The 15,233-nt window shown below is 44.1% G+C and carries 14 protein-coding genes; 2 read left to right on the top strand and 12 right to left on the bottom strand.

What is annotated here, in order from left to right; genetic code table 11:
- The first annotated feature begins 314 nt into the window (after window positions 1-314).
- Window positions 315-1,946: a Na/Pi cotransporter family protein gene (locus AB2B49_RS06885; protein ID WP_049505146.1), complete on the top strand. Its 1,632-nt coding sequence runs from the start codon at window positions 315-317 to the stop codon at window positions 1,944-1,946.
- A 96-nt stretch (window positions 1,947-2,042) separates the two neighbouring features.
- Here AB2B49_RS06885 and AB2B49_RS06880 read toward each other — a convergent pair whose 3' ends face one another.
- The 12 genes from AB2B49_RS06880 to AB2B49_RS06825 form a co-directional block, all read right to left on the bottom strand.
- Complete coding sequence (locus AB2B49_RS06880; protein WP_033606304.1) at window positions 2,043-2,339, bottom strand: enterocin immunity protein; 297 nt, start codon at window positions 2,337-2,339, stop codon at window positions 2,043-2,045.
- A gap of 18 nt (window positions 2,340-2,357) precedes the next feature.
- The gene (gene pepA / locus AB2B49_RS06875; protein ID WP_049505147.1) at window positions 2,358-3,422 is read right to left on the bottom strand and encodes a glutamyl aminopeptidase; all 1,065 of its coding nucleotides are present in this window, start codon (window positions 3,420-3,422) and stop codon (window positions 2,358-2,360) included.
- A 102-nt stretch (window positions 3,423-3,524) separates the two neighbouring features.
- Window positions 3,525-3,776: a membrane protein insertion efficiency factor YidD gene (gene yidD, locus AB2B49_RS06870; protein ID WP_049505148.1), complete on the bottom strand. Its 252-nt coding sequence runs from the start codon at window positions 3,774-3,776 to the stop codon at window positions 3,525-3,527.
- Entirely contained in the window at window positions 3,776-4,498 is a 723-nt protein-coding gene (locus tag AB2B49_RS06865) for a pseudouridine synthase (protein WP_001222228.1), read from the bottom strand. Before AB2B49_RS06865 ends, yidD begins: the two co-directional genes overlap by 1 nt.
- A complete protein-coding gene (gene scpB, locus AB2B49_RS06860; RefSeq protein ID WP_049505149.1) occupies window positions 4,485-5,054 on the bottom strand; it encodes an SMC-Scp complex subunit ScpB in 570 nt (189 codons plus the stop codon). The genes AB2B49_RS06865 and scpB overlap by 14 nt, the downstream gene beginning before the upstream one ends.
- An 18-nt stretch (window positions 5,055-5,072) precedes the next feature.
- Window positions 5,073-5,801: a segregation/condensation protein A gene (locus tag AB2B49_RS06855; protein WP_049505150.1), complete on the bottom strand. Its 729-nt coding sequence runs from the start codon at window positions 5,799-5,801 to the stop codon at window positions 5,073-5,075.
- Window positions 5,801-6,535 (bottom strand): site-specific tyrosine recombinase XerD, encoded by a 735-nt coding sequence (gene xerD, locus AB2B49_RS06850; protein ID WP_320692026.1) that lies wholly within the window; start codon window positions 6,533-6,535, stop codon window positions 5,801-5,803. Before xerD ends, AB2B49_RS06855 begins: the two co-directional genes overlap by 1 nt.
- Window positions 6,532-6,993 (bottom strand): cyclic-di-AMP-binding protein CbpB, encoded by a 462-nt coding sequence (gene cbpB / locus AB2B49_RS06845; protein WP_000560694.1) that lies wholly within the window; start codon window positions 6,991-6,993, stop codon window positions 6,532-6,534. The genes xerD and cbpB overlap by 4 nt, the downstream gene beginning before the upstream one ends.
- Entirely contained in the window at window positions 6,990-7,511 is a 522-nt protein-coding gene (locus AB2B49_RS06840) for a metallophosphoesterase (protein ID WP_001118941.1), read from the bottom strand. Before AB2B49_RS06840 ends, cbpB begins: the two co-directional genes overlap by 4 nt.
- Window positions 7,487-8,458 (bottom strand): nucleoside-triphosphate diphosphatase, encoded by a 972-nt coding sequence (locus tag AB2B49_RS06835; RefSeq protein WP_049505152.1) that lies wholly within the window; start codon window positions 8,456-8,458, stop codon window positions 7,487-7,489. The genes AB2B49_RS06840 and AB2B49_RS06835 overlap by 25 nt, the downstream gene beginning before the upstream one ends.
- Entirely contained in the window at window positions 8,455-9,249 is a 795-nt protein-coding gene (gene racE / locus AB2B49_RS06830) for a glutamate racemase (RefSeq protein WP_000370379.1), read from the bottom strand. Before racE ends, AB2B49_RS06835 begins: the two co-directional genes overlap by 4 nt.
- Window positions 9,250-9,454: 205 nt before the next feature.
- The gene (locus tag AB2B49_RS06825) at window positions 9,455-9,700 is read right to left on the bottom strand and encodes a YneF family protein (protein ID WP_000364980.1); all 246 of its coding nucleotides are present in this window, start codon (window positions 9,698-9,700) and stop codon (window positions 9,455-9,457) included.
- Window positions 9,701-10,032: 332 nt separating this feature from the next.
- On the opposite strand from AB2B49_RS06825, the gene AB2B49_RS06820 reads away from it, so the two are divergent.
- Window positions 10,033-15,165, top strand: coding sequence for an SIALI-17 repeat-containing surface protein (locus tag AB2B49_RS06820; protein ID WP_320692025.1), 5,133 nt, complete (start codon window positions 10,033-10,035; stop codon window positions 15,163-15,165).
- Window positions 15,166-15,233: the final 68 nt, after the last annotated feature.

Here is a 15,233-nt window from a genome sequence, read left to right as displayed (position 1 = left end):
TATAAAGTAAGCGCTTTACTTTTTGATAAAAAGTAACTGTTCTCAGTGCACACTACCAGAACAGAATCATCTTCATTTTATCCTATATGAAAGCGATGTCAATCTATTTAACATAAAAACTATAACTAGGATAATAATCAGTAAAATTTGGACACAATCCTATAAATCATCTATCTTAAAGGGAATCTATCTCTCATTTTAAAAGAAAGTTCTTGTTTCTTATGAAAATTTCAGCTAAACACTTGTGAGATTTACTTTTATCCTTTAAAATAGAATAGGAGAAATTCCGTTATTATTTTCCGGAGGAAAAAGAAATGTCCATTAATTGGCAGGAAATTTTATTTCACTTTTTAGGAGGTCTAGGACTGTTTTTATACAGTATCAAGACCATGGGAGACGGTTTGCAACAAGCTGCTGGAGATCGCCTTCGTTTTTACATTGACAAGTACACTAGCAATCCTTTTTTAGGCGTTCTAGTCGGAATCGTCGTGACTGCCCTCATTCAGTCAAGTACGGGGGTTACAGTTATCACGGTCGGACTGGTCAGCGCTAGTCTTCTCACTCTTAGACAGGCTATCGGAATTATCATGGGAGCCAATATTGGAACCACCGTTACTTCCTTTATCATCGGTTTCAAACTAGGCGAGTATGCTTTACCCTTGATTTTCCTTGGAACCATGTTCCTCTTCTTCACAAAAAACAGAACAGCAAACAATATCGGGCGCATCCTGTTTGGTGTAGGGGGAATCTTCTACGCTCTCAACCTCATCAGTGCCGGTATGAGCCCACTTAAAGATTTACCACAATTCAAGGAATATATGGTAACCTTGGGACAAAATCCTATTTTAGGAGTAGTAGCCGGTGCAGTGATTACCGTCCTCATCCAGGCTTCCTCGGCTACAATCGGGATTTTGCAAGGTCTCTATGCAGGTGGGTTCCTTGATCTTAAAGGTTCACTACCAGTTCTTTTCGGAGATAATATCGGGACAACCCTAACAGTTATCATTGCGGCAGCTGGAGCCAATGTCTCTGCAAAGCGCGTTGCGGCAACCCACGTTACCTTTAACGTTTTAGGAACTATTCTTTGCTTAATCCTATTAGGCCCCTTTACTGCTATGATCGAGTACTTCCAGGCACTCCTTCACCTCTCACCTGAGATGACAATCGCCTTCTCTCACGGTGCCTTTAACGTAAGTAACACCATTGTACAATTTCCATTCATCGGAGCCTTGGCCTACTTTGTAACCAAGCTCATCCCTGGTGAAGACGAGGTTGTCAAGTACGAGCCCCTCTATCTCGACGAGCAACTTATCCAGCAATCTCCTTCTATCGCTCTAGGAAATGCCAAAAAAGAACTTTTGCACTTAGGAAACTATGCAGCCAAAGCTTTTGACCTTTCTTATACCTATATCATCGGTTTGGATGAAAAGGTAGCTGAAAAAGGGCACAAGACAGAGGAAGCCATCAACACCATCGATGAAAAACTCACTCGTTACCTCATCAGACTCTCAAGCGAATCCTTGAGTCAAAAGGAAAGTGAAGTCTTGACTAACATCCTGGATTCATCTCGTGATTTGGAACGGATTGGGGACCACGCAGAAGGCTTGCTCAACCTAACAGACTACCTCCAACGTAAGAATGTTCAGTTCTCTGAAGCTGCTTTGGAGGAATTAGCTGAGATTTATCAAGCAACAACTGCATTTATCAAAGATGCCCTTGATAGTGTGGAAAACAATGATATTGAAAAAGCTCAGAGTCTGATTGGACGCCATAAAGAAATCAACAATATGGAACGCGTTCTCAGAAAGACCCACATCAAACGCCTTAACAAGGGTGAGTGTTCTACACAAGCTGGAGTCAACTTTATCGACATCATTTCCCACTACACTCGTGTGTCTGACCACGCCATGAACCTAGCTGAAAAGGTCATTGCTGAACAAATCTAAGCACCAAAATGCTATCCTGAATGGGATGGCTTTTTTCGTTTACTCATCAAGAATGTCTGTTCTAGCATATAAAAAATGCTTTGATTCACAATGGAATCAAAGCATTTTAAATAGCTCTCCAAACATAATAGCAGAAACTGCAGTGCCCCTGTACTTGGCTTCTTCTCTTTTGATAAAACGCGCCAAATTGATCAATTCAGGTGCTGGGTGTTTGGGATTGATGAGCAATTCACGGGTGACCAGTCCTGAGAGACGGACTGCTAGTAATTGCTCATTTGTAGTTGGTAGTTTTTTAGCAGTCTCTAGGAGAGCAGCAACTAAATCTTCACTCAAACCCTGACGGGCATGGTTGTAGAGGTCTTTTATAAGGCTTTCTAGGTTTGGTTCTACCATCCGGCACCTCCCTTATGTTTAATAATGTTTAATCAAATCAACCGTTGAACGATCCAATTTTTTCACCAAGGCTTGCAAGAAGGCTTGGGCTTCTAAGAAGTCATCCATCGCGTAGAGAGTTTGGTGAGAATGGATATAACGAGCGCAGACACCGATAGTTGTAGATGGGACACCACCATTTTTCAGATGAGCTGCTCCAGCGTCTGTTCCACCTTTTCCACAATAGTATTGGTACTTGATGCCAGCTTCTTCAGCCGTTGTCAAAAGGAAATCCTTCATACCTGGGAGGAGCAAGTGACCTGGATCATAGAAACGAATCAAAGTTCCATCCCCAATCTTGCCTTGACCACCATAAACATCACCAGCAGGTGAACAATCAACTGCTAGGAAGACTTCTGGGTCAAACTTAGTTGTAGAAGTATGAGCGCCACGAAGACCAACCTCTTCTTGGACGTTCGAGCCAAGATAGAGTTCATTTCCGAGTTTTTGACCTGATAAAGCTTCAGCTAGCTCGCTTACCATGAGGACGCCGTAGCGATTGTCCCAAGCTTTTGAGATGATATTTTTTTCATTGGCTGTTAAGATCGCTGAGCTATCTGGCACGATGGTGTCACCCGGACGGATACCAAGGCTTTCTGCCTCAGCCTTGTCTGCAAACCCACCATCAAAAATGATATCTGAAATAGCTGGCATGGTTGGTCCACCTGTTCCACGAGTCAAATGTGGAGGAACAGAACCTGAGATCACGGGAATCTCACGACCATCACGAGTAAAGAGTTTAAAACGTTGACTGCTGACCACCATAGGGTTCCAGCCGCCGATTTCAACCACACGGAAGGTTCCGTCTGGCTTAATCTCACTGACCATAAAACCAACTTCGTCCATGTGAGAAGCAACCAAAACACGCGGTGCATCGACAGCTTCTGAATGCTTGATACCAAAAATACCACCCAAGCCATCTGTCACTACTTCATCCACGTGTGGTGTCAACTTTTCACGAAGATAAGTCCGGACAGGCGCTTCATGACCTGAGATTGCAGCAAGCTCTGTTACTTCTTTGATTTTTGAAAATAATGTTGTCATATCAGTTCCTTCTTTCTGTCCTCCATTTTACCACTTTTTATAGGAGAAGGATAGTGAAAATCTTAATCTTCCAACTTCCTTTCTAGAGTATACAAAAAAGAATCAGACTGATTCTTTTTGTTTATGATTTCGTCTGAGGGAAAAGTGGTCTGGGACGGGATCCTTGCCTGTTTTCGACCATGGATGACAACGTAAAATCCGAGCCAAGCCCATCAGAACACCCTTGAAACCATGCTTTTCAATAGCCTGAATCATGTAGTTGGAACAAGTCGGCTCAAAGCGACAAGAGGGTGGAAAGGCTGGTGAGATAAAACGTTGGTAAAAGCGTACTGGCGCTATTAAGATGCGTTTCATTATTTCTTGGTTACAGCCATGGTGTGTAGTTGGCTGATTTCTTTTTTATTAAGGCGACGGGATTCTCCTGGACGAAGACCTGTCAAGTCTAAGTGTCCAAAACGTGTCCGAGACAACTTATCCACTTGAAGACCGACGGCTTCAAACATCTTTTTAACCTGATGATTACGTCCTTCATGGATGGTCAACTGCACTACTGAGCGATTTTTAACTGGATCCACTTTGAGAATTTCATAAACAGCTGGCTTGGTTTTCTTGCCATCAATCTCAAGACCACGGGTCAAGGGGCGGAGATTATCCTTATTGGCCACACCTTTAACACGCGCAACATAGACCTTGTCAATCTCATTACGGGGGTGAATCATCTCATCCGTAAAATCACCATCATTGGTTAAAATCAAGACACCTGATGTATCCCAGTCCAAACGTCCCACAGGGTAAATGCGTTCTTTAACATTGGGCAAGAGGTCCACAACAGTCTTGCGGCCCTTGTCATCTGTCACACTGGAAATCACTCCACGTGGTTTGTTAAGCAGATAGTAGACCTTTTCTTCGTTGTAGATAGGTTGACCTTCCACTTCGACCTTGTCACCAGACTTGATGGTCGTTGCGAGTTCACGCACCACTTGACCGTTGACGGTTACCAAGCCTTGCTTGATCAACTCTTCTGCTTTTCTCCTACTGGCCACACCTGCGTGGGCAATATATTTATTGATTCTCATCTTCTTCTATCCTTTCACCAAATAATTGGCTCTCTTGAGCTTGAATCTCACGCTCATCAATCACTGGCAGTTCCTCCAAATGGTTAATTCCCATGTAATCTAGGAAATAATCCGTAGTCACATAGAGATTAGGGCGGCCCAACACTTCTTTTTTCCCATCTTCTCTTATCAATTCAAAAGCCTGCAACTTTGCCAAGGCTCCACTCGAGTTAACCCCACGAATAGCATCAATCTCAATTCGGGTAATCGGCTGCTTGTAGGCAATGATGGACAAGGTTTCAAGAGCAGCCCGAGATAAACTTTGATTGATGGGCGCCTTGGAGTATTCCTTCAAAATCGCTGCAAATTGAGGTTTGGTGACCAATCTGTATGCACCACCTGTCTCGATCAGGGACAAGCTCGACTCTTGGTCTTTTTCATACTTCTGGGCTAATTTTTCTAAACTCTGTTGGATGCCTGTCGGTGGAAGTGAGAGGAGTTCAGCCAACTGACGAACCCGAATCCCATCTTCACCTGCCACAAACAAGAGCGCTTCTATTTCTGCTAAAGTACTCATCTTTCCTCTCTATCAAGTCTAGCTTTGTGCCTCTTGATTTTCTTCCTTCTTTTCCATGAGATAGATATCTCCGAAACTCTTCTCTTGCACGAGGATTAATTCCTGGGTTTTGATTAACTCTAGGGTTGCCAAAAAGAGGGTAATAACCTCTTGGACATTCTGGGCTTCCTTGAACAAATCCTGCAAGCGCAACTGGTCTCGTCCAGTCAAGGACTCTTTTACGATGACCATCATGTCCTCAATCTTATACTCATCCCGCAAGATGGTCGTGTGATTCTGAGCGAATTCCTCTTTTTTCTTGGCTAGGATATTTGAAAAAGCCAAAAAGAGGTCAATGGTCGTCTTATCATGTACAAGCTCCGCATCCTCGTAAATCAACTCTGTTGGCGCTTTGGAATAGTACTGGGCCCGATCTTGGTGCTTAGCCTCCAAGTGCTCACCCAAGAGTTTGAACTTGCGGTATTCTTCGATTTGAGAGAGAAGGTCCTGCTCCAGGTCATCCTCTAAGTCTGTCACTTCTGCTACCTTTGGTAAGAGCTTGCGACTCTTGATTAGCATGAGCTGACTAGCCATGACCATATACTCGCCCGTCACTTCCAGACGCATGGCCTGCAGAGTTGAGACATAGGCTAGATACTGCTCGATAACTTCCGTAATGGGCACATCGTAAATATCCATCTGGTACTTAGAAACCAAGTGCAAGAGCAGGTCCAGGGGCCCTTCAAAATCTTTTAATTTAATATCCATTATCTATATTTTTCTAAGGTCAGGACTGTTTTTAATCCTAGTTTTTTTGCAATTTCGTACAAATCGACCTTGTTTTCTATTTGTCTTAGAATGAACTGTTCCCGTAGGGCTTGGGCTGATAGTTCTGGGAAACCTTTCTCCTTGACAAAGGACTCCAGCTGACGAAAGGCCCACTGACGAGAATAGGCTTTCCCTCCCCTTTCAAAGAGATAGGTCTGTCCCATCAAGGGTTCTAGCTCTGGAATCAAGGTCGTGGGTATGGTGACAATCCTCTGTTGGGAAGCTTTGTTAATTCGCAACACCTGAAAATCCAGATTGATATCTGCAACCTTAAGGGCTAAAATCTCACTTGGCAAGAGCCCTATTTCCAAGATAAGAAGCGCCAGCAAGCGTCCTTCTGGATAATTACTTTCCTGCCAAAAAGAGTTTAGGTCTAGAATTTCTGGTTTTTCAGTCTTCTTTTCAGCTTGTTTGGCTAATTCCAGACGGTAAAAGCTGTCCACTTCTCCGTTTCGATAGAGAAAGTAGAGAAATTGGTTACAGGCCGAAAGTTTTCGCTTCTGGGCGCTGATTTTTAGATTGGCTAGCTGGGCTTGGTAAATCTTAAGACTGGTCTCAGAAATCCGCTCACCCACAATGTCTAAAAATTGCTCTAGATCATACTTATAGGACTGCTTGGAATTGGCAGACAAACCCTGCTTTCCCCCTAAAAAGTCTGAAATCCTATCTCTCATTTGCATCGAATCTCATATTCCTTACTAAAGTCATGCAAGAGGGCATTAACGGCCTTGAGGATGGACTTGCGCGTGATGATTCCTTGAAAAATCCCTTCATCATCTACCACTGGCAAGAAAGGTTCATCCACCAGTTTATGGAGGACCTCTGTGATGTTATAGTCTGGAGCGACGACTGCCACATCTGTCTTAGTCATATTGACGATGTCTGTCTTTGCCATCTGCTCATCCGTCAAACCTTGCTCCATTTGATAAGCCAAAATGTCTCTCAGACCAATAGTCCCGACAAAGCGTTTGTCAAAGGTCACAACAGGGATACGGGTATAAGTGATTTGGCTCAACACTAAAATCGCATGATCAGCATTATGGGTATCAATCAAGGCTGCTAGATTCTCAGCGGGGGTAAGAAAAGTCTCTTCCTGCTCCAATAAAAATGCTTCAAATTCCTTGGCAATCATCGAGCAAACTCCCTGGACAAGCCTGGGTAAACCTCATGATTACGTGTCAAAAAGTCTACTTTGAAATAGCTGTCATCAATCTCTACACGGGCATAGAGGCATTCTCTGATGGTTCCTCTTGGTTGGCTGATGGAGCCTGGATTTAGAAAAAGAGTCTTGCCTTCCATCCAAGCATTTGGCACATGCAAGTGACCATAGAGACAGATATCGGCATCTTCTTCCTGAGCCCAATAGTCCAACTTTTGGAAGTTGAAATTGATGTCAAACAAGTGCCCATGCGTCTGGATAATCTTAGTCGGACCAAGTTGAGTCACCAAACGTTCTGGATAACCAGCATAAAAGTCCATATTTCCTTTGACGACATGGATGCCTTCCCAGAGAGGAGAGTCTGGACGGAGTTCAGAGTCACCATCGTGAAAAATGGCATCGACTTTCCCCAGATAGCGATCACGGATTTCTTCCACAATCAAGCTATCTCCGTGGGAGTCACTCATTACAATGATGGTTTGCTTTGCCATGATGGAAATACCTCCAAAAGTTTCTTAACGGCTAAGGCGCGGTGAGATTGGCTATTTTTTTCTTCAAGGGTTAATTCAGCCGCTGACTTACCTGTCTCTCCCACAAGGAAGAGCGGATCATAACCAAAGCCATTTTCACCCTTGGGTTCAAAGTTAATGTATCCTGGCCAGTCAGCTTCAACAACCAAGCTTTCCTTGTTTGGACTAGCTACGACTAGGGTTGTGTGGAATTGAGCCGAACGGTCCTTGAGATCAAAGACCATGGCCAATTCGTGCAAGAGCTTGGCATTGTTTTCACGGTCAGTTGCTCCCACACCTGCAAAACGAGCTGACCAGACTCCTGGCAAACCGCCGAGGACATCGACTTTGAGACCTGAGTCATCTGCTAGCACCATCTTGCCTGTTAATTGGGAAATAGTTTCTGCTTTAAGTCGAGCATTTTCTTCAAAGGTCATGCCAGTTTCAGCTACTTCAGGCAGATCTGGATAGTCATTGAGATTTTCCACATCGTAGCCTAACTTGTCAAAGATAGCTCGGAATTCCTTGGTCTTGCCCTCGTTACGAGTTGCAATCAATAAGGTTTCTCTGACCTTGTTAGTTTCAAAGAAGGCTTCTACATTGACTCCTTCTTTAGGCAATTCAACATGCAAAAGCTTTCCATTTTCAACCAAGAGAAGAGCCCCCTGACGTTGGATAACTTGTAGATTGCGGCCTGCTTCTGCATTTAAAATCTCAACGATAAAGGAGAGCAGACGGAAGTTAGAAGACCAGCGCATCACCGTTATCGTAATCGGAAAGCCGTTTTCCTCGTCACGAAAAATCCGCGCTAAATCCATAAAATCAAGCTCGAGAGGATCTTTGATAAGGCTATAGATGCCTCCATAGACATCCCAGACACCGACATACCAGTCCTGGTCATCCTTGTATTCATAAATTTTGTTTGTCATAAAGTTACATGCTCCACATGAATCTCTTTTTCCAGCCATTCTGCTCCAATCTGGGCAAAACTTTGGCTATTGGCTGTTGTGTAAAAACGATGTTGAAGAGGTCCAGCATCTCGGCTACGATTGATTTCAAAATAGTTCAGTAAAACCGAGATATCCCGCACACACTCTGCCCCACTATCGATGAGCTGAACCTTTGGTCCCATGACATTTTGGATGATGGGGCGAAGGAGTGGGTAATGGGTACAACCCAAAATCAGGCTATCCACCTTTCCAACCAAGGGGCGCAGGGTTTCATAGACCACTTTCTTGGTTACACTGGTTGACAGGGCACCAGACTCCACCAAGGGAGCAAACTTGGGACAGGCCAAACTCTCCACCTGTAAATCCGGATCCAGATCATGGATTTTTTGACGATAGATGTCTGATTGGACCGTCATGGGCGTTCCAATGACTCCGATTTTCCCACCTTGACTGGACTTGATGGCTGCCGAAGCTCCTGGCAAAATCACACCTAGGACAGGAATGTCTAGTTGAGCCTTGATTTCTTCCCAGACGACCGCAGTCGCAGTATTACAAGCAATGACAATCATTTTGACATCCTTGGTCAAGAGAAAGTTGACCAACTGCCAAGTATATTCACGGATTTGCTCAGCAGGACGGGGACCATAGGGCGCCCGTGCCGAATCTCCAATATAGACGATTTCTTCATGGGGAAGCTGGCGCATGAGCTCACGAACAACGGTTAAGCCCCCGACACCCGAATCCAAAAAACCAATTGGTCGATTATCCATACAGTCTTCTTTCTAGTCTTTTTTCTGATTGATAGTTCATCATAATTACTCGTCCTAAATGAACGGACAGACAGCTTGATAGAATGGCAACTGCCTCTCTTTTAATCATAATCAAATATCAATAGAATGCAAGGAAAAAGTCTTATCCTTGAGAACTATTGAACATAGTGAGAAGTCTGGAACTTTCATCCCAGACTTTTCCTATTTATTTCTTTTTATTGTTAGCAAGGGCTGCTTTTTGTTGGCGGATGATTTGGTGGTAAACTTGTTGTACCTTGGCTTCGCTTGGTTTTTGACCATTTGCGCTCAAAAGAGCACGAACTGCCTCAGCGTTCAAACGTGGGTTGTCCGCAAATTCTTTTTCGATTTGCTTACGAACCAAGTACATCCCTCCAAGAGCTCCCCCTAGAAAAGCTAACACAATCAAGATAATTGCTAAAAGTAAGTCCATTCTTTTTCTCCTGTTTCTTTTTGAGTCTTCTATATTATACCATAAAGTGACTTTCCTGACTAGTTTGTTTTACGCTTTCAGGGAGGGGGTTAAGCTAATTCTAAGTTAGTCTTACAATCAGAATGAATTATGAAATTACGAATAATTCCACCCTTTCCTCTCTTTCTTCTACTTTTTTAAGAAAAAGCAATCTCAAATATGTTTTTCACCAAAAACCTCTTGACAAATGCTAAACGACCATTAGAATGGGAGGTGAGGAGATAAATAGAAACAAATTAAACGAAACTGCTTTATAAAATGTAAGCGGTTTCGAATAAACAAAGGAGGGTTTTATGAAAAAATACTTTTGGGAGAAATCCTGTCGCTATAGCATCCGCAAGCTGACGGTTGGGGCTGCTTCTGTTTTACTAGGGGCCGTTTTTCTAGTAAACCACACTGTAGCCGCAGACAGTGTTGAGGTCAAGCAAACTGAACCAACCTCTGTCGAAGCTATCACTAAGCCTGATAGTGAACCCAAAGCAGCTGAAGCGACTGAAACTACTGAAACTACAAATCCGCCTATAGCAGAGAGTCCAGTAGTTTCCGAAAGCAAGCCAGCTGAGGAGAATCAGAAGACAAATAGTCAAGCTAGTGAAGAAGCCATTGTTGAAACAAACGAAAACAAGGAGAATGAAAATACCGAGCTACCCGTGACAAAGCAAGAAAACTATCAACTTAACTACAATCAACCAACACCCCCTTCCTATAATGGATGGGAAAAACAAGCCCTTCCTGTCGGAAATGGAGATATGGGAGCCAAGGTTTTCGGACTCATTGGGGAAGAGAGAATCCAGTACAACGAAAAGACCCTCTGGTCAGGAGGACCACAACCCGATAGCACCGACTATAACGGAGGAAACTACAAGGATCGCTACAAGGTTTTAGCAGAGATACGTAAAGTCCTCGAAGCTGGTGACCGCCAAAAGGCAAAACAGCTCGCCGAACAAAATCTAGTTGGACCAAACAACGCCCAGTATGGACGTTATCTAGCCTTTGGAGATATCTTCATGGTCTTTAATAACCAGAAGAAAGGACTAGATACTGTAACTGATTATCATCGTCGTTTGGATATCACTGAAGCCACTACGACAACTTCTTACACCCAAGATGGGACGACCTTCAAACGCGAAACCTTCTCCAGTTATCCTGATGATGTCACTGTGACCCACTTGACCAAAAAAGGAAACAAGACACTTGACTTTACCCTTTGGAACAGCTTGACAGAAGACTTGCTTGCTAATGGCAACTACTCTTGGGAATATTCCAACTATAAGAATGGTCATGTCACTACAGATGCAAACGGAATCCTTCTAAAGGGAACTGTCAAAGATAACGGCCTCAAATTTGCATCCTATCTAGGAATTAAAACAGATGGAACGGTGACTGTTCAGGACGAAACTCTAACCGTTACAGGCGCAAGTTATGCAACCCTCTATCTCAGTGCCAAGACTAACTTTGCTCAGAATCCAAAAACCAACTATCGAAAAGACATTGACCTCGAAAAAACAGTTAAAGGGATTGTCGAAGCAGCTAAGGCCAAAGACTACGAGACACTTAAAAAGGCCCATATCAAGGACTATCAAAGTCTCTTTAACCGCGTTAAACTAAATCTAGGCGGAAACAAGACTGCTCAAACGACGAAAGAGGCCCTTCAAGGCTATAACCCAGAAAAAGGACAAAAATTGGAAGAACTCTTCTTCCAATACGGACGTTATTTACTCATCAGTTCTTCTCGTAATCGGACAGATGCCCTTCCTGCAAACCTACAAGGAGTCTGGAATGCTGTAGACAATCCACCTTGGAACGCTGACTATCACCTCAATGTCAATTTGCAAATGAACTATTGGCCAGCCTACATGAGCAACCTTGCTGAAACAGCCAAGCCAATGATCAATTACATTGACGACATGCGCTACTATGGTCGTATTGCTGCTAAAGAATACGCAGGTATCGAATCCAAAGACGGACAAGAAAATGGTTGGCTAGTCCACACTCAGGCGACACCATTTGGCTGGACTACTCCTGGTTGGAATTACTATTGGGGTTGGTCTCCAGCAGCCAACGCTTGGATGATGCAGAATGTCTATGACCACTATAAATTCACCAAGGATGAGACCTATCTCAAAGAAAAGATTTATCCTATGTTGAAGGAAACAGCTAAGTTCTGGAATTCCTTCTTGCACTATGACAAGGCCAGTGACCGTTGGGTGTCTTCTCCATCCTACTCACCAGAACACGGTACCATCACGATTGGAAATACCTTTGACCAGTCGCTAGTCTGGCAGCTATTCCACGACTACATGGAAGTTGCCAACCATCTGAAAGTCGACCAAGACTTAGTCACAGAGGTCAAGGCTAAATTTGACAAACTCAAACCGCTTCACATAAACAAAGAGGGACGCATCAAGGAATGGTACGAAGAAGACAGCCCACAATTCACCAACGAAGGTATTGAAAACAACCACCGCCACGTTTCCCATCTAGTTGGTCTCTTCCCAGGTACGCTCTTTAGCAAGGACCAGGCTGAATACCTAGAGGCTGCGCGTGCTACCCTCAACCACCGTGGAGATGGGGGTACTGGTTGGTCTAAGGCCAATAAAATCAACCTCTGGGCTCGTCTCTTGGACGGTAACCGTGCCCATCGCTTACTCGCTGAACAGCTCAAATACTCAACCCTAGAAAACCTTTGGGATACCCACGCGCCTTTCCAAATTGATGGCAACTTTGGAGCAACCAGTGGAATGGCAGAAATGCTCCTCCAATCTCATACTGGCTATATTGCGCCATTGCCAGCCCTTCCAGATGCTTGGAAAGACGGTCAGGTTTCTGGCTTGATTGCCCGTGGTAACTTTGAAGTCAGCATGAAGTGGAAAGATAAGAACTTGCAAAGCTTGTCCTTCCTTTCAAATGTCGGTGGAGATCTAGTTGTAGACTATCCAAATATCGAAGCCAGTCAGGTTAAGGTCAATGGCAAAGCAGTCAAGGCAACTACCCTCAAAGATGGCCGCATCCAACTAGCTACTCAAAAAGGAGACGTCATTACCTTTGAACATTTCCCTGGTCGTGTAACCAGTTTGACAGCAGTTCGACAAAATGGAGTCACTGCCGAACTTACCTTTAACCAAGTAGAAGGCGCTACCCACTATGTCATCCAAAGACAAGTGAAAGACGAATCTGGTCAAACCTCTGCAAGCAGAGAATTTGTAACCAATCAAACCCACTTTATTGACCGATCACTCAATCCTCAACATGCCTACACCTATACTGTCAAGGCTATGCTGGGCGAAGTTTCCACACAAGTTTCTGAACAGGCCGCTGTTGAAACCTATAGCGAGTTGATGGACGACCGAGATAGCCGCATCCAGTACGGAGCTGCCTTCGGAAACTGGGCAGACTCAGAATTATTTGGAGGAACAGAGAAATTTGCTGACCTTTCAAAAGGAGACTACACAGACGAAGACATCACTGCTACCATTCCTTTCACTGGCGTTGGTATCGAAATCTATGGACTGAAATCATCTGAACTAGGTCTTGCCACTGCCAAAATTGATGGCAAAGAAGTCGGCGAGCTTGACTTCCATACTGCTGGGGCAACTGAAAAAGGTAGCCTCATCGGTCGCTTCACAGGATTATCTGACGGACCTCACACATTGACTCTTCGTGTTAAACGTGAGCACAAAGGACGTGGTAGTGAGCGCTCAAAAATTTCCTTAGACTACTTCAAGGTCCTATCTGGAAAAGGAAGCACGATTGAAAAAATGGACGATCGTGATTCGCGCATCCAGTATGGCTCCCAGTTTAAGGACTGGTCTGACCCTGAACTCTACGGAGGCACGGAAAAGTACGCTGATATTAATAACAGCGACTCTAGTGCAGATTCAGAAGCTCAGGCAACTATTTCCTTTACTGGTACAGGCATTCGTATCTATGGCTTGAAAACTACTGAGCTAGGTAAAGCGCTTGTGACACTGGATGGAAAAGAAATGCCTGCTTTGGATTTCTATACGTCAGGCGCAACTGAAAAGAGAGCCTTTATTGGCGAATTTACAAATCTCACTGACGGTCCGCACACCCTGACATTACGTGTTGATCCAGATTCACCAGAAGGTCGCAAGAAAATTTCTCTAGATTCCTTTGATATCATCAAAGCCCCTGCTATTGGTATAGATAGCCCTAGCATCGCGCCTCTTAAGGAAAATGACAAAACCATTTCCTTAAGCCTACCAGCTGGAGATTGGGAAGCCATCGCAGTGACCTTCCCAGGTGTCAAAGATCCTCTAGTTTTGCGTAAGGTGGATGAAACGCATCTGGTTACAAGTGGAGATCAGACTATCCTATCAGTCCAGGACAATCAAGTTCAAATCCCAATCCCTGAAGAAACCGATCGCAAAGCTGGAAATGCCATTGAAGCTTATACCATTCAAGGAAATACCACAAGCAGCCCTATCGTAGCCGTCTTTACTAAAAAGGATGAAAAGAAAGTTGATGAGAAGCAACCAACTACAAGAAAGGGAGAGGAACCAGCTCCTACTGTTGAAATTCCGGAATACACCAACCCTATCGGAACGGCAGGACAAGAAGAGCCACCTACAGTTGAAAAGCCTGAATACACTGAGCCTATCGGAACTGTAGGAGAACAAGAAACTCCAACAGTTGACATTCCGGAATACACCGAGCCTATCGGGACTGCAGGGCAAGAGGAACCGCCTACAGTGACAATTCCTGAATACACTGACCCTATCGGAACGGCAGGACAAGAGGAAGCTCCTACTGTTGAAAAACCTGAATACACCAAACCTATCGGAACCAGTGGAGATCAGGTCGCTCCGACCCATAGCCTTCCTGACTATCCAGTTCGAGTCTTAAAAGATAAGGAAACTGGAGTGGAAATCATTGGTGGAGTCACTGACTTAGAAGGAATTTCTCATATCTCTAGCCGACGTGTCCTAGCTCAAGAACTCTTTGGCAAGACCTATGATGCTTACGACCTACAGCTTAAAAATCCAACCGATCATAGCTTGCAGCCAAAAGGCTCTGTCTTGGTTCGCTTGCCTATTTCAGCTAACGTAGAAAAGGTCTACTATATTACTCCGACCAAGGAGTTGCAAGCCCTTGATTTCACCGTTCGAGACGGAAAGGTAGAATTCATCACTAATCATTTCAGTACCTATGCTGTCGTCTATCAAGCTGCTGGAACAGCCCCTAGTACAGATGAAAAACCAAGTTCTTCAGATGCAGAAACTTTGGCACACGAGGCTGAACAGCTTTCAGCTAGTCCTAGTCTTGCGAAAGCTGGAAATCATTCTCCTAAAGAAGAACTTCCAGCAACAGGAGAAGCGTCCAACCCACTCCTCTTCTTAGCAGGACTCAGCCTAGCCCTTACAGCCACTTTTATGTTAAAAGGAAGAAAGGATGACTCCAACTAACCTTTAAACACACAAAAACAGGATGAAGATCACCTTCATCCTGTTTTATTTTGTCATCAAAAGTTAGT

The sequence above is a fragment of the Streptococcus jiangnanensis genome, from assembly GCF_040888325.1.
In the GTDB taxonomy this organism is placed as follows: domain Bacteria; phylum Bacillota; class Bacilli; order Lactobacillales; family Streptococcaceae; genus Streptococcus; species Streptococcus jiangnanensis.
Note: the sequence above shows the minus strand (reverse complement) of the source record. Positions and strands in the feature narration are given on the sequence as shown.

Coding starts and splice junctions, on each gene's coding strand:
- AB2B49_RS06885 (WP_049505146.1), top strand. CDS start 315: ATGTCCATTAATTGGCAGGAAATTTTATTTCACTTTTTAGGAGGTCTA.
- AB2B49_RS06880 (WP_033606304.1), bottom strand. CDS start 2,339: ATGGTAGAACCAAACCTAGAAAGCCTTATAAAAGACCTCTACAACCAT.
- pepA (WP_049505147.1), bottom strand. CDS start 3,422: ATGACAACATTATTTTCAAAAATCAAAGAAGTAACAGAGCTTGCTGCA.
- yidD (WP_049505148.1), bottom strand. CDS start 3,776: ATGAAACGCATCTTAATAGCGCCAGTACGCTTTTACCAACGTTTTATC.
- AB2B49_RS06865 (WP_001222228.1), bottom strand. CDS start 4,498: ATGAGAATCAATAAATATATTGCCCACGCAGGTGTGGCCAGTAGGAGA.
- scpB (WP_049505149.1), bottom strand. CDS start 5,054: ATGAGTACTTTAGCAGAAATAGAAGCGCTCTTGTTTGTGGCAGGTGAA.
- AB2B49_RS06855 (WP_049505150.1), bottom strand. CDS start 5,801: ATGGATATTAAATTAAAAGATTTTGAAGGGCCCCTGGACCTGCTCTTG.
- xerD (WP_320692026.1), bottom strand. CDS start 6,535: ATGAGAGATAGGATTTCAGACTTTTTAGGGGGAAAGCAGGGTTTGTCT.
- cbpB (WP_000560694.1), bottom strand. CDS start 6,993: ATGATTGCCAAGGAATTTGAAGCATTTTTATTGGAGCAGGAAGAGACT.
- AB2B49_RS06840 (WP_001118941.1), bottom strand. CDS start 7,511: ATGGCAAAGCAAACCATCATTGTAATGAGTGACTCCCACGGAGATAGC.
- AB2B49_RS06835 (WP_049505152.1), bottom strand. CDS start 8,458: ATGACAAACAAAATTTATGAATACAAGGATGACCAGGACTGGTATGTC.
- racE (WP_000370379.1), bottom strand. CDS start 9,249: ATGGATAATCGACCAATTGGTTTTTTGGATTCGGGTGTCGGGGGCTTA.
- AB2B49_RS06825 (WP_000364980.1), bottom strand. CDS start 9,700: ATGGACTTACTTTTAGCAATTATCTTGATTGTGTTAGCTTTTCTAGGG.
- AB2B49_RS06820 (WP_320692025.1), top strand. CDS start 10,033: ATGAAAAAATACTTTTGGGAGAAATCCTGTCGCTATAGCATCCGCAAG.